This window comes from Paenibacillus illinoisensis NBRC 15959, assembly GCF_004000925.1.
GTDB lineage: Bacteria > Bacillota > Bacilli > Paenibacillales > Paenibacillaceae > Paenibacillus > Paenibacillus illinoisensis.
The window spans coordinates 59932-80095 of sequence record NZ_BIME01000002.1 but is presented as its reverse complement, the minus strand read 5'-3'; the positions used below and the strand labels follow the sequence as shown (position 1 = coordinate 80095).

Sequence of the window (20164 nt, the reverse complement as noted above, 5' to 3'; positions counted from 1 at the left end):
CAACTTACCATACCAATATGTCATGTATATTACAATTCAATGAAATCTTCAAGTAAATAACCGAATTTTTCATATTCTCCTTTTTGCAGCTCAACTTGATAGATCACATCGTTTTCTTCAAAAGTGGTTTCAACAACATCTCCAACCTTATAAAGCACGGATGTAAGATCGCCCCGCTCTGCAGGAATACGGAACCGCTTCGTATCCCCCGTCAACTCTTCCTGAATTCGCTCCCGAATCTTCAGCAGGTCAGCTTCTTCCAGTGCACTTACCTTCATATGGTCTTTGTCCAAAGGAAGCATTTCCAGCTGCTCCGGTGTACATGCATCTTTTTTGTTATAGAGCACCAATTGAGGCTTGTCGCCAGATCCGAGCTGCTGGAGAATGTCGTGCACAGTTCTCATCTGATCTTCCCTCATTGCAGAGGATGCATCTACAACATGTAAAATCAGATCGGCTTCGTTCACTTCCTCCAATGTTGCACGGAAAGCGGCAATCAGATCATGTGGAAGGTTTTGAATAAATCCTACGGTATCCGTAAGTACAATTTCTTTACCGCTCGGAAGCTCCATCGTACGTGAAGTTGGATCCAACGTTGCAAACAGCTGATCCTGAATATATACGTCAGCGGCAGTTAATTGTTTAAGCAATGTGGATTTGCCTGCATTCGTATACCCCACAAGTGCTACCTGTACAATGCCTGTCTTTTTACGACGCTCGCGATGAAGTTTGCGGTGGCGTGTAACCTCTTCCAGGTGCCGTTTCAGATCATCAATGCGCCCCCGGATATGACGGCGATCCGTCTCCAGCTTGCTTTCCCCCGGTCCACGTGTCCCGATTCCCCCTCCAAGCCGTGAAAGGTTTTTGCCATGACCCGATAATCGTGGAAGCAGATAGCTAAGTTGGGCCAATTCGACTTGAATGATACCTTCTCTTGTATTTGCACGTTGAGCGAAAATATCCAGAATCAACTGGGTACGGTCGATAATTTTGAGATCCAGTGCCTCTTCCAGGTTACGAACCTGAGCTCCAGACAGCTCTTGATCAAATATCGCTGTGGTCGCGCCTAATTCCTCTGCAATCGCACGTAGCTCCTCCACTTTACCTTTTCCGATAAACCACTTCGTATCCCGGGTTTCCCGGTTCTGGGACAATACACTCAGCACCTCAACACCTGCGGTCTCTGCAAGCTTCACCAATTCCTCCAAAGAGTACTCCGGATTAATGCCTGAACGCTTTACTTCATCTGTAATCAAACTAACTAAAACGGCGCGGTCTTTCTTGACCTGATCTGTATCGTGGGTAACTGTCATATTCAATGTGTCCTCCTTCTCAAACTCAGCTTCATCTATTACGGTTATTGTTCCCTCATAGCGTACTTTAAGCCGAACCGGTTAACCCGGCCGGCTGCTCCAAAAAAACCATTATCGCTTACTTTCGCTCAAACTTCAAATCCTCTGTTCGAATCGTCATCAGTTCCAATTTTCCCGGACTGCCCTGGGTATACTGTTCCAGCAATCGAACCGCCTGATGACGAATGGACCGCTCAATTGCATTTCGAACGTACCTAGCATTGCTGAAGGCATGCAGAGATTCATTTTTTTCCTGCAGCAAATGCTGCTTCAACTTCAGGATGGTCTGTGGCATTAAAATATAATCTCGCTCTTTCGCCATAATCTCTGAAATCTGTATCAACTGATCTATACTGTAATCCGGAAATTCAACCTGGATAGGAAATCGGGATGGTAATCCCGGATTGGTCTGCAGAAAGAAATCAATTTCTTCAGAATACCCTGCCAGAATCAAAATGAATTGATTTTTGTGATCTTCCATGGATTTAACAAGTGTATCAATAGCTTCCTTGCCAAAATCCTTCTCGCCACCGCGAGCCAAGCTGTATGCCTCGTCGATAAACAAGATGCCTCCAAGTGCCTTCTTCACCAGATCACGCGTTTTTTGGGCCGTATGTCCAATGTACTCTCCGACCAGATCGGCCCGCTCCACCTCAATAAGGTGCCCTTTGTTGAGCACGCCCATCTTTTGGAACAGCTTTGCCACAATCCGCGCAACCGTGGTTTTCCCGGTCCCTGGATTTCCTTTGAAAATCATATGATATACATGTGCTCCACTGATCAGGCCTGCCTCAGAACGCATCTGGGCAATTTGCAAAAACGCATAGATTTCAAATACGAGATCCTTGATATTTTCCAGCCCAACCAACTGCTCAAGCTCACCTTGAATCTCTTGAAAATGGCTGTGCTTGGCTAATCCCTTTACTGCCTGAAGTGGTGTCTCCTCTTCCTTCGCCAACATCTGAGGCTCTTGGTTACGCAATACAACATTAATTTGTCTGGATGGTCTGCCTCCCGGTTGCCCTCCTGCAGCCATGACCCGTCCGTTCATTCGCCATCACCTCTATTTTATCGGGCTGATCTCTCCTGATTATTAATGTATTCTATCAGATGCTCCAATATTAGAAGGATGGCGAAGTAATTCTCTGATTGGTCAAAACTCAGATTTGAACGTTTTTGCGAAACTCCCCGTTTTCAAACAAGGTCTTCCGATGTTTCAATGATAGTTGAAAATAAGGAAACACATGAGCATCAATGGCATGCAGCAATTCCTTGGCCGTACGGTTAGCCAGATCATAATCGCTGGTTGTAATATGTTTGCGCGAGAGGGCGTCTTCAAGCTCATCTTCATCCAGCAAAAATACCTCTCCATCTTTCAGGACGACGACATCGAGATAGAGATCATCAAACCAGGGAACCCCCTGATCCGTGATGCCCTGGCTTCGACAGGTATCAATGTACCATTCAACGATCCGTTCCTGATCATCAAACATGGCTGTCACCACGAAATGCTCTCCCTTCGGGTAATACTGCAGCCATGAATACCCTTTATCTGCGATGCAAAACGTACTCCCCCCATAGGTTTTCCACAAGGGTTCTTTCAAATCCTGTATGGTATACAACGTAATGTAACCTGTAAAAACTTTGGATTGTACGAACCGGCATGTAAATTGTCGGTTCGTAATCCGGCGCCAGTTCGCGCGGTCCCCGAATTTCCGTTTCATACGAACCCCTCTTTGCCGACTACAGGCCCTTGACCTGTTCTCATATTGGTGAACACTGAATAACGTCCGCACAGCCGATTCCATGACTTACGAATCAGTTTTGCACAACGTATTACGATAGCTACAGCTTACCATATTTAAGTTATACACTCAAAATTAAGCTTTGCCTCACCAATTAATCGATATGAATGGAGTTAAATTATCGCTGTCTATAGCAAAAAACCTGCTTCACCGATCATTCGGGAAGCAGGTTAAGAGCTGCGTTAATGATAATTAGTTGAAGTTAACCATCGTTTCCGGTCTGTGTTTCAACCGTACCATCGTTTTCACCTGTGTTGCTTTCTGTTCCGGCATCCGGCGGAACAACTTCACCAGGAGTCGTAACCGAACCATCGCCAGATCCATCATTGTTCCCACCAGGATCGGTAGTTCCCGTTCCAGGGGATGTATTTCCATCACCAGGCTGGCCGTTTCCTTGCCCCGGTCCTCCATTGTTACCATTACCGTTGCCGTTACCGTTATTCCCATTGTTACCGTTGTTTTCACCCGAATTCCCATTATCCGGTGAACCGTTATCCGGATTCTCGGTACCAGGCTGTTCCGTTCCTGGATCCGTTCCTGGGTCTGTACCCGGTTCTGGTTCCACTGGTTCGATCTCCTGCGCCTCAATCATAAGTGAGATCGTATTGGACGGATCCGTTTCAAGTCCAGAGGCCAGATCAAAGGCAGTAACATAATACTCGTATGTCAGGCCTGGAAGTGCACTTAGATCCTGTGCACTAGTCGATCCCACCGAATCAATCAGATGGGTGAATTGCGCTTCGGACGTCTCTTTCCGATAGATCCGATATTGAGTATTCGCATCTCCTGTTCCTGTCCAGTTAAGCGAAACCGTCTGAGAATTCTGATCATACGCCCCGCTTAATCCACTAACCGATAATTGCGGCTGCTCCGGTTGCGTTTCTTCCGGTGGTGGTGCCTGTGCACCTTTAGGTGCTTCAAAGTCCTTCACAGGTACACCCTTCAGTGCATCAGTCATGACTTTGGCGAAGAAAGCTGCGGATAGCTTACTGCTGTTTTTGAGCATATGGGTTGCGTCCGGATTATCATATCCCATCCAGACTGCAGCAGTCCATTCAGGTGTATACCCGACAAACCATACATCACGGTTTGCGCTGTTGCCAGCGATGCCGCTCTGCACCGTACCGGTTTTACCTGCTACCGGGCGATCCAGTCTTGCTGAACGTCCTGTACCATCATTGACTACATTTTGAAGCATCTGTGTCAATGCGTATGCATTTTGTTCACTCATGACACGCGTCGTGTCTGACTTGTCATGTTTGTAAACGGACTTATCCGAGCTGTCCTTGATTTCCTTGATCGAATAAGCCTGTTGATATTCACCGAGGTTGGCAAATGCACTATAAGCTTGTGCCATCTCAAGGGTATTTGTACCTTTACTCAGACCACCCAGAGCAATCGCTAGGTTTTTATCCTCATCTGTAAGCTGAATGCCTACACTCTTGGCAAACTGTACGCCTGTATTTACACCTATTTTATCAAGCAGCCACACGGCAGGAATGTTCTCCGACTTCGTGATGGCCTCGGTCATACTGATTGTTGAAGAGTATCCATGCAAGTTTCCCGGGCAATAATTGCCAAAGCACTGCTTCTGATTGCTCAGCGGCGAATTGGCGTTATATTCTCCAGACTCCAGTGCAGGCGCATACGATACGATGGGCTTGAATGCCGATCCCGGTTGTCTGCGGCTCTGTGTTACCCGGCTGTACCCCTTCGTTTGATAGTCACGTCCACCCAAGAGAGCAACCAGACTACCATTTTCATGGTTCATGATAACCATGGATCCTTGAACCTTCTGGTCGTCTTTGCTTTCCTCAAATAAACTGTCATCCGAGAAGGCACTTTCCATGGCCGTCTGTGCCTGAGCATCCATGGTTGTATAAATCTTGTATCCACCGATGTTCAGATCATCTTCTGTTTTGCCTGTTACGCGTTCTGCTTCACGAAGTACATAATCAATAAAAGCTTGATATTTTTGCTCTTTCTCCGGTGGTGTATAATCGTAATCCACCGCTTTGGCTTCATCCATTTCTTCCTTCGTGATGTAGCCTTGTTCGTACATCAGCTGCAGCACCACACCGCGGCGCGCTTTGGAATCGTTCGGATTGCTCAGCGGGTTATAGGCGGACGGCCCTTTAGGCATCGCAGCCAGTGTAGCAATTTCCCACAACTCAAGTTTATTCAAATCTTTTTCCCCGAAATAAAATTCAGAAGCGGCCTTGATCCCATATCGCTGATGACCAAAGAAAATCCGGTTCAGGTACATCGTCAGAATCTCGTCTTTTGTGTACTTGCGCTCCAAAGCCATCGCAATGGATACTTCCGTCGCTTTCCGGAAGAATGTTTTGTCACGGGACAGGAACATATTTTTCGCAAGCTGCTGGGTTAGCGTACTCCCCCCCTCAACCATGGAACGGGCCATGATGTCTTTTACAGCTGCACGTCCGATGGACCAGATATCCACACCCTGATGCTCATAGAATCGTCTGTCCTCTGTTGCCACAAAAGCTTCCTTTACCAATTCGGGAATTTCATCTTCATCAACGGGTTCCAGCTTCTGAATCGACAGCTCCCCCATTAATTGACCATTGCGATCATATACTTTCGATGTCTCATTAATTGTTGTTTTGTCCATGTTGGCTGTAAGCAGCCGCTCACCACTGACCATGATGAACAGATACCCGCCAAGTGCACAAAAGATGGCGATTGCCATAGTGAAAAATAGTGTCCACCCAACGCGTTTACCCGTAATTTTTTTCTTTTTAGAGGTCTTAGGCTTCGCTTTCTTGGGTGACTTGTTATTGTTGTTGCGATTGTTAGACCTCGACAACGGATCGTTTGGCATGTTACCTCCTGACTCCCTTTCGGTTGCACAATTTCTATTTGCCTGTAAAGGCTAATGCTTATCATAACCCTTTTTTGCCCGGAATGAAAAGAACAACCCTTGTTAAGGTTGCTCTGCTTCAATTCCTATACTTGTAGACGTAATGGTTGTAGAAAAGGTTTCGTAATTTTTTTAAGCTTCGCCGCTGTTATCCTGCTGCATCAGCGATACGCTGCGTTGCGGCGTGAACGTGGAGATGGCGTGCTTATAGACCATTTGCTGGCGTCCGTCGCTGTCAATGACGATCGTAAAATTGTCAAATGCCTTGATCGTTCCACGGATTTGAAAGCCGTTGGTCAGATAGACCGTAGCAGGAATGTTTTCTTTCCGCAGTTGGTTCAAGAACGTATCTTGGATGTTGATGGACTTGTTCATTAGCCGTACCCCCATTGGTTCATTTGAATTCGTGTTTAAGATAGTATTCAATATCGCTGAGTAGCTTTCGTGCTATTATATCATGAACAGTTTCATATAATCCACAAAAACCCCTTGTCTACTAATTTGCATCTCGGAATCAGCCTGACGTGCAGTTAGAAGACTTATCCATTATACACCGCTTGTCTAAAATGCAAAAGAGGGACAAAATCATCGTTTTAGAGCGCTTTATTCCTGCCGTTCCTGGTCAACCAAAGGGTTCGACAATGCTTTCGTTAGCGGAATTTTCTGCCGTTCTTTTCGATCATGAATCAGCATTTTCAGGTATGTATTGGTATTGGACAGAACGATAATTACCCAAATTAGGGCAATAAGACCCAGAATGGCAACAGCAACTCCGAATAATCCGGAAAAAAATAGATATAAGCTCGTTCCTCCACTAAAGCCCGAATCCAAGAAGACCATCCCTTTCTCATTGGAACACACGGTTCATTATTTGATGTTGTTATGTGTTTTCATCTTAAAGTTCATGTCATTTTTTTACAACCATTTGATTAAATCTGTTCCTTTATTTTCTATGTTTTGCACTCAAAATAAAAAACCTCTACTCTTTTTTGAAATCAAGAGATAGAGGTTCAAACGTCCCATAAGGGACCTATTTCACACGTTTCGCAATCATTTGAACTTTTGATGAATTAATGCACATACCCTCTCATAGTTCCCTGCGAAATCTTCGGTATCTGTCATATCCACCCATTCAATGTCCTTCATATGCCGGAACCAGGAAAGCTGGCGTTTGGCAAAGCGGCGGGTATCCCTCTTCAGCCATTCCACCGCAGCATCCCAGCTGACTTCGCCTTGAAGATACGCCGCAATTTCCTTGTATCCCAGTCCCTGCATGGAGATATGACCTCTGGCCACACCGCGTTCCAGCAGTGACTTCACTTCTTCTACCAAACCTTGCTCAATCATCAGGTCAATCCGTTCTTCAACCCTGGCGTAGAGCTTTTGACGATCCATTGTTAAACCTATAATACTCAGATCGTACGGGGATTCTTTCTTCTGCGACGCCAGTTGTTCAGATAACTTCTCCCCTGTCAGGTGGTAAATCTCAAGAGCCCGAACAATTCGCCGCTGGTCGTTCACATGTAGCCGTTCCGCACTAATTGGATCTATTTCCCTCAGCTTGTCATGCAGCGCCTGAGCACCGTGTAACTCCGCATAGCGAAACTGTTCCTCCCGAAAAGCCTCATCCGACCCGCTTTCCGAGAATTGAAATCCGTAACAGACCGACTCTACATACAGACCGGTTCCCCCAACAATAAAGGGCAGCTTACCGCGATCCTGTATTTCACTGATCAGCCGGGTACAGCTCTCCTGAAATTCTGCAACCGAATATGGATATTCCGGTTCATGGATATCAATGAGATGGTGGGGCACTCCTCTCATCTCTTCACGGGTAATCTTGGCTGTCCCGATGTCCATTTCACGATAGACCTGCATCGAATCTCCCGAAATAATTTCGCAATTAAACGCTTGTGCGAGCTCGATACTCATCCTTGTTTTGCCTACTGCTGTCGGTCCAACCAGTACAAGCAGTTTAGGTTTAGCTTCCGCTTTCAACATTTATCACTCCGTACAGTGTTTTTGCATTGGCGCGATCCAGCACCTCGAATCCGAGCCTCGTAAACTCCGCGCTGCCGCGCTTTTCTTTCATCACAACCCGTTTGCGGGCTACCCGTTTGGCCTCCATAATACTTTGAATATCCAGTGCATGGGAGTTTGCATAATCCCGCAAGGGCTGAATCGCACTTGAATCCATCATCGGTTCGCGGAACATGGGGTCGAAGTAAACTGTGTCGCAGCTTCGATCCGGCATAGAACGAAGAAAATCCAGATGATTGGCATGTCTTAATTCAATTCTGCGAAAGGCTTCATCGACTTCGGGCTGATTACTCTCGTAATAGGACATCCCCTCAACCAACAGTGTATAGAGCTGCAGAGAGCTCTCACAAGCAATAACCTTCCCCTGCTTACCTGCTGCGACGGAGAATACAAGCGCATCCGTACCTAATCCGGCTGTACAATCAATGATGGTATCTCCTTTAATTACAGCTCCCGCTTCCAGCATAGGATCAGGCTCTCCGCGCAACACACGCTTCGCGCGTACGAATCCCATGCTTGGATGAAATTCAAGCTGCGGCGCATTCTTGCGATACAAGCGCGCCTTGCCCTGAAGCACGACCAGGATTTCGTTAACGCCATAACGTTCAATCAGCCTGGGCAAAGACTTTTTATTGCGCGGCACATAGGTACCACCCGTCGTTTCCGCGAGCTTGCGCGCGCGTTCCACAAGCGAAGGCGCCTCTGTATCACCGGTTGTAATATACATAACTTCCTCCTAAACAGCTACATGACCCGTTTGAACAGTTTCTCCAGATCATAGGTTGAAAATGAAACGACTATCGGTCGCCCGTGTGGGCAAGTATAGGGCTGCCTGCAGGAACCGAGTCGCTGAATGAGCGTCTCTGCTTCCTGTTCTGTCAGCTTCTGATTGGCTTTAATCGAGGCTTTGCAGGAGCACATGATGGAAGCAGCTTCACGCATTTTCCCCACATCAATGCTGCGCTCGCTGAGCACCCATTCAGACATTTCCTCAATAATATCCTTCTCGTCCCCTTTGGGAAACCAGAACGGATGGGAGCGCACACGAAACGTCTGTCCACCGAAATGCTCCAGATAGACTCCAGCCTGTTCAAACCAGGCAAGCCTGGACTTGAGTTTTTCCGTTTCGGACGGTGTAAATTCCAGTGTGATCGGCAGCAAAAGCTCCTGTGAAGCTTGAGCCGGATTGCCAAACTTTTCATAATAATACTCATAATTCACCCGCTCATGAGCGGCATGCTGATCAATCAGATAGAGGCCGTCTTCATTCTGGGCAATCAGATACGTACCGTGATGCTGACCAATCAGGCTAAGCTCTGGAAACGCCGGCAACGTCGCATCCGACTTCACCGCTGCTGCCAGCTTTGCAGTATCAGGTAAACCTGAACCCTTCCAGCTGCGCTCCATATTGGAACGATTAGAAGCTTGATATGACAGCCGGTTTTCTCTAACTGGAACATTCACGTTGGTTGGTCGATATGTCGGCGCTGTGTCCTGAGCTGGCACCTCGCGTTCATCTGTCTGAACCCGCTCATCAACAACAAGGGCTTGAAACGGATTTATCGGGTTGAGCTGATCTGGCGGTGGAGCGTCCGGCAAGGGTGGCACCTCTGAAAAGAGTTCCGCAGCATGACCCGGTTGAATATCAGCGGGGGCATCCAGATCGTCCTCTTCCATGGCCGTGTTGCCTGGCACAGGGGTGCTATTCTTTTTGGACTGTGCAACCTCATCTTCTATCACTGGCTCATCCTTGTATGGTCCTCGCGGAAACAGAAACTGTTCCTGTATAAATGAACTGTCGTCTCCACGTCTGATCTGCTGTTTGGTCACTTGAGGTATAAGCACTTCCTGCCGCAAAATCCCCCTCACTGTCGTTTCAATAAATTCGTACAACTCCGCTTCTTTGCTGAACCGCACTTCCAGTTTTGCCGGATGCACGTTTACATCCACGAGTGAGGGATGCATCTCAAGCTGCACCACAACAAGCGGAAATCGATTGATCGGGAGTAACGTGTGATACGCTTTAAGAATGGCTTGATTAAGACCATAATTGCGAATATATCGACCATTTACAATCGTTGACATGCCGCCCCGATTGGCCCGTGTCCATTCCGGAAGACTGATTAATCCACTTACCCGATAATCCAGATTCTCGCCCTGGACGGGCAGCATGGCTTTGGCTGCACTGGTACCGTAGATTGCTGCCACCACCTGAAGCAGGTCGCCGTTTCCGAGCGTCTGCAGCAGCACATTGGCATTATGCCGCAGCGTAAAGGAAATATGCGGATGAGACATGGCCATCCGGTACAGCACATCCGAGATATGTCCCAGCTCGGTTTGGATGGTTTTCATATATTTCAGGCGGGCAGGAGTATTATAAAATAATTCTTTGACAACAAACTCTGTCCCTTGAGGTGAAGCAGCATCCTCATGTGTACACAGTTTGCCACCCTCAATCACAATCCGGCGCCCCCGGCCGTCGTCTCCGCTAGCCGTTAGCACTTCGACCTTGGAGACAGCCGCGATACTCGGCAGAGCCTCTCCCCGAAAACCAAGACTTGTGATCTGGAAGAGATCACGTCCGTGCGTAATTTTGCTCGTTGCATGACGATAGAATGCTGTTTCCAGATCCTCGGGTTCAATGCCTGAACCGTTGTCTTTCACACGAATGCTGAGCAATCCGCCCTCTTCAACGGAAACTTCAATTTTGGTAGCCCCTGCATCCACGGAATTCTCCAGTAATTCCTTAACAACCGAAGCAGGCCGTTCAACCACTTCACCTGCTGCAATCTGGTTGGCAATATGTTCGTCAAGGACATGTATTTTCGCCACAGGTTTCCCCTCCCATCATATCAGGATAATTGCTGTGCCTTTAACTTAAGCTCATTCAATAATTGCATCGCCTGCAGAGGCGTCATATTCATAACATCAATGTCTCTCATGTTGCTTATAAAATCTCGCGCGGGTTTGTCCACAGCGACCACAGCATCGGGCTTGCTTCCCACGTCGGGCTCATCATCACCGAATATCGACAGCTGGACAACGTCTTGGGGTTTGGAACCAGAATTGTTCTTTTGGCCCCGCGCATTGGACGGCTCTCTCTCCACGTAAGTCACCGTATCGGGTACCGAAACAACAGCTTCCTCTCGTATCACTGTGGCATTTTCCATTCCAGGTGTATTATTGTAGTCCGATCTCGGAATGCGGCTTCCCTTCCCAGCAAACTCACTGCCGACCGCCACCTGTGCAGCCGCATGTTCGAAGCCGTGCAGTAAACCATTCGCTCGTTCAATAATACTATCCGGCAGACCAGCAAGTCGTGCGCAGTATATACCATAACTGCTGCTGGCAGCACCCGGAATCAATTTGCGCAAGAAATTCACTTTGTCCCCACTCTCCTGTACGGCCATGGAGTAGTTTGACAGCTTATCCAGACTTTCTTCCAGGTGAGCCAGTTCATGAAAATGCGTCGATACGAGTGCTTTACAGCCTATAATGTCGTGCACATACTCAATGACGGATTGGGCAATGGCCATCCCCTCGCTTGTTGACGTGCCCCGGCCCAATTCATCGATAATGATCAGGCTTCTCGGCGTTGCTTTGTCAGTCATTACCTGAATATCCGCCATCTCCACCATAAACGTACTTTGACCGCCAATCAGATCGTCTGCTGCCCCAATTCGTGTGAAGATGCGATCCATGATGGGTACCTCTGCCTGACCTGCTGGTACAAAACAACCGATCTGCGCCATGATTGAGATCAGGGCAACTTGTCGCATATACGTACTTTTCCCAGCCATATTTGGACCAGTAATCAGAAGAATCCGTGCTTCTTCCTTTTTCATTGCCGTGTGGTTGGCGATAAAGGCACCATCCCTCATAACAGCCTCCACCACAGGATGACGTCCTTGTTCCACAACAAAGTCATAACCATCTGTCAGTGTTGGTCTAACAAAATTCCGCTCTGCACTGATTACCGCGAAGGATTGATACACATCGATCTCCGCAACCTGTTCAGCCAGTTTTTGCAGTCTTGCAATTTCCTGATTCAACCGATCCCTCAGCTCAGCAAACAATCCGTATTCAATATCGACCATCTTGTCCTGTGCTTCGAGAATCAATGTTTCCTTTTCCTTAAGCTCCGGCGTAATGTAACGTTCTGCATTAGCCAACGTCTGTTTTCGCTCATAACGGCCTTCCGGCAAGGAGGCCAGATTGGACTTCGTAATTTCGATATAATAGCCAAACACCTTGTTGTAGCCAATTTTCAGGGAGCGGATACCCGTAGCTTCACGTTCTTTTGCTTCCAATTCAGCGATCCACTGTTTGCCGTTCACCGATGCTTCCCTTAGTTCGTCCAGTCGTTCATGGTAACCTTCACGGATTAATCCTCCATCTCTTACGGATACCGGAGGCTCGTCCACAATGGCGCGCCCGATAGCATCCCTCAAGTCACTACAGTCATCCATCATCTCCGCAATGTTCTGCAGCGTGGTAGAAGAAGATTCTGCACAATACTGGCGCAGTCCAGGTATTTTATCCAGCGACAGCTTGAGTGCGTTCAAATCGCGCCCGTTGGCATTCCCGAAAGCAATCCGCCCCACCAGTCGTTCCAGATCGTAAATGTCCTTCAGTTCAGCACGCAAATCCTCACGCAAAATAAACTGATTGTATAACGTGTCCACTGCTTCTAGCCGCTCATTAATTTTCCCTTTTTGAAGTAAGGGTTTATCCACCCACCGCCGCAGCATCCGCGCACCCATGGATGTCTCCGTTCTGTCCAGCAGCCAGAGCAACGAGCCTTTTTTGGAACGCTCGCGAACCGTTTCCACAAGTTCCAGATTACGTCTGGTGAATGGATCCAGAATCATGAAGTGATCCGGCTCGTAAGTCGAGATTTGTGTCAATTGCCCCAGAGAACGTTTCTGCGTTTCACTCAGATAAGAGAACAGTCGTGCAACACAAACTTGACGTTCAGGCTCCAGTCTTGCCCATGCAGCTTCGCCGAATTGTTGCCGAACGAGATCTTCCTTGCTTTTGGTCCAAGGCGTGTATACAACAGGTCTACCGATTGGTGAAGACTGCGCAGCGATGGTATCGAGAAGAGTCGCATCACCGACTAATTCGGAAGGTTCGTAAATGCCGATCTCATCTTTCAGCCATTCTTTGGAATATGGCACGGACGTCACGTACAATTCACCCGTTGACAGATCACACGCTGCCAGCGCCAGTGTATTTTGGTTTCCTGTCAGGCAGACCATATAATTGTTGGATTTGTCGCCAAGAGTCTTGCCTTCCATCACCGTTCCAGGCGTGATGACACGTACAATCTCCCGGCGTACCATGCCTTTTGTTACGGTTGGATCTTCCATCTGCTCACAGATGGCAACCTTGTATCCTTTTTCAATCAGACGCTGTATGTAATTGTCCGCCGAATGATAAGGCACACCGCACATCGGAATTTTCTCTTCCCCACCGCCTGCGCGTGCAGTCAGCGTAATTTCGAGCTCACGTGCTGCATTGACAGCATCATCGAAGAACATCTCATAGAAATCACCTAATCTAAAAAAAAGAAAAGCGTCTTGCGCTTCGGCCTTCACTTGCAAATATTGTTGAATCATTGGCGTATACTGAGCCATGAATATCCTCCATCCGTTCCTATGTTGTCAGGAAGAGTCCCTGCCCTAGAAGGAACAATAAGGCGGTCAGGCACATCTTCGTGCCTCCGCCTCATGTTTCGGCCACCTGCCGCTTCCTTCACAGACCAGTGTCTGCATGTCTTCCATAGCTGTAATCAGATCCAAAATTGACTTACTTTCTATTATAACAAAAAAACATCTACTCTTCATGAACCTGCACGAATATTCCAGACTTTGCGAATGTCCCGGCTCTCATCCCACGTCTTCCCTTCTCTCAGGTGACGTATGAGCGGAGCGGCATACTTTTCATATCTTGAGTAGTCCTCCAAGCCGACCAGATCGTCCAGAAGCGCTGGAATGTATTCCTTCATTCGTTCCCGGTCTCCTTCGTAAAAAGCAGCATGCACTGTTGTGTTCATCAAAGGACGAAGAGGAAGACTGGTGTAGGAGGCGGCAATAAGACCTGCGAGAGCGACCACTCCTTTGGCAACGAGTGGAGAGATCAGGAAGCTGGGCAGTGTTCGATATTCGAATCCACCATAGTGCTTCAATCGAAAATCACCCAGTGCTCCGTACCTTGGACGCCTGCCCGAACCACGCGGGTCCTGCAGAAACGCAAGCGGCAGGGCCAGATAATTGTCAAGCACACGCAGCAAATCCCCGTTAAGCGTCACTCCGCTGAAATGAACATGTCCCCCGAGCGGCAATCCACGCTGCGGCATTCCCCCAGCCTGCCAAATGAGCGAATGGTCGGTTATGCTGCGGGATGCCAGGTCGAAAGCTCTAAGTAAATGAGTTAGCAGCTCTCGCGGTTCCGAACTGGGGGCAGGACGAAGTTCAGCAACCGGATAGATCCGCCTCCCCCCGATAGTCACGGAATCGCAGCCTACCATTCCTGTGCGTCCGAGAAACCTTGAAGCAGGTATAATTTTGGACTCCGGCATCTGCACGAGTAGAAACTCCGGGTCCATTCCAAGCACGGGCGTTACTTTATTCTGACTTTCCTCATCCAGTTGAGACTGCAGCTGCTTCCAGCCTTCCCGGTACATGACAGATAAATCTGTCATGCCCTTCCACGGACGCGGGTCAATCGAAACAACAGTGCACCCGTTTTTCCCCGAAGCTTCCAGCCGTACAGCGCCGTGATCGAGTCCAAGGGTATACAAGGTTTTAACAGCTAGCCGCTCGATTCTTTTGAACAGCGTCGAAGCCGCTTCCCGGTCCAGTACGCTATCCTGTGCACCGCCCATGCCGCTCGTATCCCGCCGTTTAATCCGAAGTGCGTACAGGCAGCATATCTCTACATCGTAACGTACTCTTAGGCCAGGCTCCCTTTTTTGCCTGTCACGTGAGGCAAGCACTTCAATGCCGGCTCGCTCCAATCGTCCTGCCCGTTCACCCGCCGACATGCGTTCGTAACGTTTAACCGCTTGCTCTGCCTCTTCCATTACATTCATTCGGTCCCTCCTTTCCATCGCCCAAAAAGAAAAAAGAGGGCTTGCGCCCTCTTCACTGCCGCTTGCGGCGCATATAATACCTTAGCTAAGGATACAAGAGACGAAGAAATTACAGTTCCTCGTCAAGCAGGTCCGGATCAAGATCATCATAATCTTCATCCGTGCTGCCAAAGTCATAATCCTTGTCTTCGTAGTCTCCGCAACCATCTGTGCATACCTTCACGCATACTTTGGTTTCGGCAACCAGTTCAACAGCGAATTCCCGTTCTACTCGGATAACTACGCTGCCTCCGCCTGCGGATACAGTGGCTTCCACACAGCTTGGTTCCTGCGTTGCATCCGCAGATACCTCCACTGTGGAAGCCCGGTGTTTCGGATCCAGGTAAGACAAAGGTACATGTTCTACATACGACACCGTTTCTTTGGCTACATCTGTCTGCGAATTTTTGTCATAGGAATACCAAATGTTGATATCGTAAGTACCAATAACTTCAATTCCGTCCCCCGCTGATACGGCTTCATATTGGTGGTTGATAATCCAAGCCCCCAAAATACTGGTCGGACCATTAGGCGGAGTCACGGTATGTGTTACGGTAGAGAACTTACGACCTTTGCCGCAGATCGCCTTCGTGATGATCTCTCTACATTGATGTTTATGACTCAATGACATCTTTAAACCTCCTCCATACAATCATTCACTACAAGTGTATGCAGGGCATCCGTCTAGGGTGACAACTATTTTCTATTATTCGTTTGTAGATTGGGACCGGTCCGTAATCGGAGACGGTGCTTTGTCCTTTTTCGCAATTTTCAGATACAGCGCGAGTTCCCGGCACAGCTGGAGAATCGCAGAACGAATCTCGAATTCTTCCCTTGTATCTGGCAGTTCCATTCGCCTGAATTCTTCCTGCACATTTGCGAGTAGTTTTTCGGTTCGTCCAGTGTAAGACTCTGTGAGCACATCCTGACTGAGCTGGTCAAACAGCTCCGACACCATTTCGGCGTGTGGCATCTTCTGATAAATTTGAGATACCAGATGCATCATATGCTGAATGGAGTCCAGCTGCGTTTTTCGCATGTAAAAGTATACGCTCCATTCTTCGTTGGGATGAATGACCTGATTCTCCAGTGAACGCTTGGCTGCTTCAATGCCTCCAAGAACAGCCTTGTCCGCTTCAATCAGTTCCTTCCCTGCCCAGACCTCATTCGGATTACGAAGAGTCGCAGCAAACTCCTTGAAGATCACGGAGAATAGTTCATCAATCCTTTTGCGAATCTGAAGCATTTGCGGGTCCGCTGCCGGCATATATGCCAGATTAACGACCATTGCAGATCCCAGACCAATCAGCAGCAACCCGATTTGCACCAAAATGACTTCAACGTCCATCTCCCCGCCACTGAAGACACGAAAGACCACGACAGACCCCGTCACAATGCCTTCCTTGAATCCGGCCCGAACAATTACCGGAAACGCAATCAGTATGTACACGGCCAGAACCCAATAATGGAAGCCTAGAAAGTGAAAAAGTACACTTGCAAACAAAAGACCTACCACGGAAGCAAAGAATCGCGCCGAAATCGTGCGAATGCTTCTTTTTCTCGTAACATCGACACCCAGAATGGCCAGCAAGCCTGCCGATGTTGGCCCGGGCAAGCCGCACCAGTCCGCAATCAGCACAGCCATCAGTGCAGCAATTGCGGTTTTAATTACTCTAAAACCCATTTCTCATTACCTCTCCTCTAAGCTGCTTATATGGCCAAGCCAGCTCTTCGTCCCATCCGGATGAATGCATGTCCTGCTTCATACCTCTAACAAATCTGCGTTAGCCTGCTTCTGCAATACGTAGTATTCGTAGTATTACACACCATTAGGCAAACCATTTCCCGTTTTACAAAAAAAGAAGCTATTGAAGGGATGCCTAGACATATGCAGTCACATCAGAATCAATAAACGGCATCAACCGACATGCCCATGCATGCCGGTCACAACATCGCGTCCCGGATGTGGGACGCTGGCAATTTCGATTTGATGCGGGGTGAAGACATATAAGGCCCTAATCTCCAATCTCCGCATACATGAAGGACTGCACGGAATATTCGTATTAGTATGGTACTTGATTTTTGGTTAGCGGGCAACGTGACACCCCTTGTGAAATTGTATACATAACACGATCTAGCAAGCTCTATTAACTTTTTTCGTGGCACTACCTGCGACCTGCCAGCAGTTTTCTCTCTACATACACCACAAGTTGATACATTGCTGTAGCTACGGCCGCGATAATAAGCAGGCTCGATAATACCAGGGTAAAATTGAAGACCTGAAATCCATAGATAATCAAGTACCCGAGCCCCTGTTTGGCAACCAGAAACTCACCCACAATTACACCGACCCAGGCCATGCCCACATTGACTTTCAATGTAGAAACAATCGCGGGAAACGAAGCCGGCAGGACAACTTTGGTAAAAATCACGGACCGGTCGCCACCGAACGTACGAATGACCTTGATATAATTGCTGTCCACTTCGTTGAAACTGTTGTACACAACCAGGGTCGTAATGATCACCGTAATGGACAACGTAGTCATGACAATAGCCGTAAAGCCTGCACCAAACATGACGATGAAGATGGGGCCGAGTGCCACCTTTGGCATGCTGTTGAATACGACCATATAGGGATCAAGCACTTTGGACAAAAAAGGAGACCACCAGATCAGGACCGCAAGCAGCGTTCCGACAAGCGTCCCCAGCAAAAAGCCAACTGCTGTCTCCCCAACGGTGACTGCGACATGAATCCAAAGTTCACCACTAGCGATGTCCTTGCCGATCTGGGCAAAAACTTTGCTCGGATAACTGAACAGCAGCACATCAATCCAGCGCAGCCTGCCCGCCAGCTCCCATAACAAAAACATGCAGACCAGCAGGGACAGCTGAACCGCAAGTACCTTGCGGCGCCACTCAGCAACCTGCTTCATGTGGCCCTGGTGCAGTTTCTGCATCCATTCATCCCGGCGCATTTCCTGCTTCTCTCTCGTATGATTCACCCGTTCTTCTCACCTCCTCCGGACTGTTCCAGTTCGCTCCATAATGCCTGAAAAAGCTCATTAAAACCTTCCTGTTCTCTTGCGTAGAAGGGCTGGGATTTCCGAATGGCTTCCGGAATGATAAACTCTTTCCGAATTCGTCCAGGATTGCGGTCCAGCACAATAACGCGGTCACTCACTGCAATCGCTTCGGACAGGTCATGGGTGACCAGCACCGAGGTTTTTCCCGTTTCCTTGAGCGTATCTGACACCAGATCCTCCAGCTGCAGCTTGGTCTGATAGTCCAGTGCAGAGAATGGCTCATCCAGAAGCAGTAAGGATGGATCGGTTGCAAGCGTCCGCACGAGTGCGACACGCTGCCTCATGCCCCCAGATAGTTCGGAAGGATACAAATTCTCTGTTCCAGCAAGGCCCATCTCTGCAAGCAGCTCGCTTGTTCGTTTACGACTCCGTTCATCCAGCCTGCCCGTCAATTCAAGTCCGATCAATGCATTGTCCAAAATGGTACGCCATGGAAACAGATAGTCCTGCTGCAGCATATAGCCAATCTGGGCAGAAGGACCTTCAACCAGTTTCCCTTTAACTTTCACCTCTCCCGCGGTTGGCGTGAGCAGCCCGGCGATGATGGACAACAATGTTGTTTTGCCACACCCGCTCGGACCAACAAGACTGACAAATTCGCCTTGTTTAACCTGAAGGCTCAGGTCTTCGATGACCAATGAGGCTTCACGCTCATTGACATACACTTGCGAAATCCCTTCCAGTCTAATCACCGTATCGGATTCAGGCATGGCGATCACTTCCTTTCCTGAATGCCTGGTTACTTCACAGATGCTGCTTGTTCCGCATAGGTGTTGTCGACAATCGCTTTGGAATCCACCCGTTGTTCGAGTTCTCCAGCCGCACTCATGACGTCCAGCAGATTGTTCCATTCTTCATCATCAATAATCGGATCTGTTGCATACGTCCCCTGCTCTTTATAGCGATTAATACTACTTACGAGAATGGATTGATCGATGTCTTTAAAGTAAGGGAGGATGACCTCGGCAATCTCTTCAGCCGAATGGGAATCTACCCAGACCTGTGCTTTGTGCAGCCCATTTGTAAATTTCTGTACCATTTCCTTGTTATCGTTGATGTAGCTTTGTTTTGTCATGAACACCGTATAAGGCAAATGTCCACTCTCCGTTCCAAACGATGCAACGACCTTCCCGCGGCCTTCCTGTTCAAAGATTGACGCCTGTGGTTCAAACAGCTGTACATAATCTCCGGTACCCGACGCAAATGCAGAAGCAATGTTGGCAAAATCGACATTTTGGATCAATTCCAGATCATTCTGCGGATCAATGCCGTGTTTGTTCAACGTGAATTCTCCAGCCATTTGCGGCATCCCGCCTTTGCGTTGTCCAAGAAATGTACTTTGGTTCAGCTGATCCCAATCAAAGCTGCCTTCCGCACTCCGTGCAAACAAAAATGTTCCGTCTGTCTGGGTTAGCTGGGCAAAGTTAATGACCGGATCTTCCGCTCCCTGCTGATAGACGTAGATAGATGTCTCTGCTCCGACCAGGGCAATATCCACGGAGCCCGCGAGCAAGGCAGCCATCGTTTTGTCACCACCAGCCGTTGTCTGGATCTCGACCTCAAGTCCCTCTTCTTCAAAAAAACCTTGAGCTACGGCTACATACTCCGGTGCGTAAAATACCGAACGCGTCACCTCGCCAATCGTAATTTTCGCTTCGTTTTTCTCTCGGTTGCAGCTCGTGAGCGCTACAATGATAATCAGCAATATAACGATGGCACGGATGAACCAGGGCGTGTATTTCATGCTGTTTCCCTCCTTCGCTGGTTTCAGCAGTTTCTCTCTACTATGAATATGCCGCTGCCCATCAAAAGGTTAAGAACTTGCACACCAAAAAAGAGCCGGGCATATGCCCGGCTCTCTCTAG

General features: G+C 48.3%; 16 protein-coding genes. All 16 read right to left on the bottom strand.

Annotated features, from left to right (window positions below; all coding sequences use genetic code 11):
* Window positions 1–29: 29 nt before the first annotated feature.
* The gene (hflX, locus tag PIL01S_RS05835) at window positions 30–1313 is read right to left on the bottom strand and encodes a GTPase HflX (RefSeq protein ID WP_127536693.1); all 1284 of its coding nucleotides are present in this window, start codon (window positions 1311–1313) and stop codon (window positions 30–32) included.
* Window positions 1314–1431: 118 nt separating this feature from the next.
* Window positions 1432–2403 (bottom strand): AAA family ATPase, encoded by a 972-nt coding sequence (locus PIL01S_RS05830; RefSeq protein WP_127536692.1) that lies wholly within the window; start codon window positions 2401–2403, stop codon window positions 1432–1434.
* Between the two features lie 109 nt (window positions 2404–2512).
* Window positions 2513–3076 (bottom strand): ribonuclease FAU-1 family protein, encoded by a 564-nt coding sequence (locus PIL01S_RS05825; protein WP_127536691.1) that lies wholly within the window; start codon window positions 3074–3076, stop codon window positions 2513–2515.
* A gap of 283 nt (window positions 3077–3359) precedes the next feature.
* Window positions 3360–6002 carry a penicillin-binding protein 1A gene (locus PIL01S_RS05820; protein ID WP_127536690.1) on the bottom strand — a complete coding sequence of 881 codons (2643 nt, stop codon included), beginning with the start codon at window positions 6000–6002 and terminating at the stop codon, window positions 3360–3362.
* A 171-nt stretch (window positions 6003–6173) separates the two neighbouring features.
* Window positions 6174–6416 carry an RNA chaperone Hfq gene (hfq, locus tag PIL01S_RS05815; protein ID WP_017687918.1) on the bottom strand — a complete coding sequence of 81 codons (243 nt, stop codon included), beginning with the start codon at window positions 6414–6416 and terminating at the stop codon, window positions 6174–6176.
* 228 nt (window positions 6417–6644) lie between these two features.
* Window positions 6645–6872: a hypothetical protein gene (locus tag PIL01S_RS05810; RefSeq protein ID WP_164764178.1), complete on the bottom strand. Its 228-nt coding sequence runs from the start codon at window positions 6870–6872 to the stop codon at window positions 6645–6647.
* A gap of 219 nt (window positions 6873–7091) precedes the next feature.
* Window positions 7092–8039, bottom strand: coding sequence for a tRNA (adenosine(37)-N6)-dimethylallyltransferase MiaA (gene miaA, locus PIL01S_RS05805; protein ID WP_127537192.1), 948 nt, complete (start codon window positions 8037–8039; stop codon window positions 7092–7094).
* Complete coding sequence (locus PIL01S_RS05800) at window positions 8023–8808, bottom strand: class I SAM-dependent methyltransferase (protein ID WP_127536688.1); 786 nt, start codon at window positions 8806–8808, stop codon at window positions 8023–8025. The genes miaA and PIL01S_RS05800 overlap by 17 nt, the downstream gene beginning before the upstream one ends.
* 17 nt (window positions 8809–8825) lie before the next feature.
* Entirely contained in the window at window positions 8826–10913 is a 2088-nt protein-coding gene (mutL, locus tag PIL01S_RS05795; protein ID WP_127536687.1) for a DNA mismatch repair endonuclease MutL, read from the bottom strand.
* 20 nt (window positions 10914–10933) lie between these two features.
* Entirely contained in the window at window positions 10934–13720 is a 2787-nt protein-coding gene (mutS, locus tag PIL01S_RS05790) for a DNA mismatch repair protein MutS (protein WP_127536686.1), read from the bottom strand.
* 206 nt (window positions 13721–13926) lie between these two features.
* Complete coding sequence (locus tag PIL01S_RS05785) at window positions 13927–15177, bottom strand: putative amidoligase domain-containing protein (protein ID WP_307720976.1); 1251 nt, start codon at window positions 15175–15177, stop codon at window positions 13927–13929.
* Between the two features lie 109 nt (window positions 15178–15286).
* Window positions 15287–15847: an outer spore coat protein CotE gene (locus tag PIL01S_RS05780; protein ID WP_127536685.1), complete on the bottom strand. Its 561-nt coding sequence runs from the start codon at window positions 15845–15847 to the stop codon at window positions 15287–15289.
* Between the two features lie 75 nt (window positions 15848–15922).
* The gene (locus tag PIL01S_RS05775; protein WP_127536684.1) at window positions 15923–16900 is read right to left on the bottom strand and encodes an aromatic acid exporter family protein; all 978 of its coding nucleotides are present in this window, start codon (window positions 16898–16900) and stop codon (window positions 15923–15925) included.
* A gap of 481 nt (window positions 16901–17381) precedes the next feature.
* Window positions 17382–18173: an ABC transporter permease gene (locus PIL01S_RS05770; protein WP_371859929.1), complete on the bottom strand. Its 792-nt coding sequence runs from the start codon at window positions 18171–18173 to the stop codon at window positions 17382–17384.
* A 41-nt stretch (window positions 18174–18214) separates the two neighbouring features.
* The gene (locus tag PIL01S_RS05765; protein WP_127536683.1) at window positions 18215–19009 is read right to left on the bottom strand and encodes an ABC transporter ATP-binding protein; all 795 of its coding nucleotides are present in this window, start codon (window positions 19007–19009) and stop codon (window positions 18215–18217) included.
* A 29-nt stretch (window positions 19010–19038) separates the two neighbouring features.
* Window positions 19039–20043, bottom strand: a complete 1005-nt coding sequence (locus PIL01S_RS05760; RefSeq protein ID WP_127536682.1) for an ABC transporter substrate-binding protein — start codon at window positions 20041–20043, stop codon at window positions 19039–19041.
* Window positions 20044–20164 lie beyond the last annotated feature (121 nt).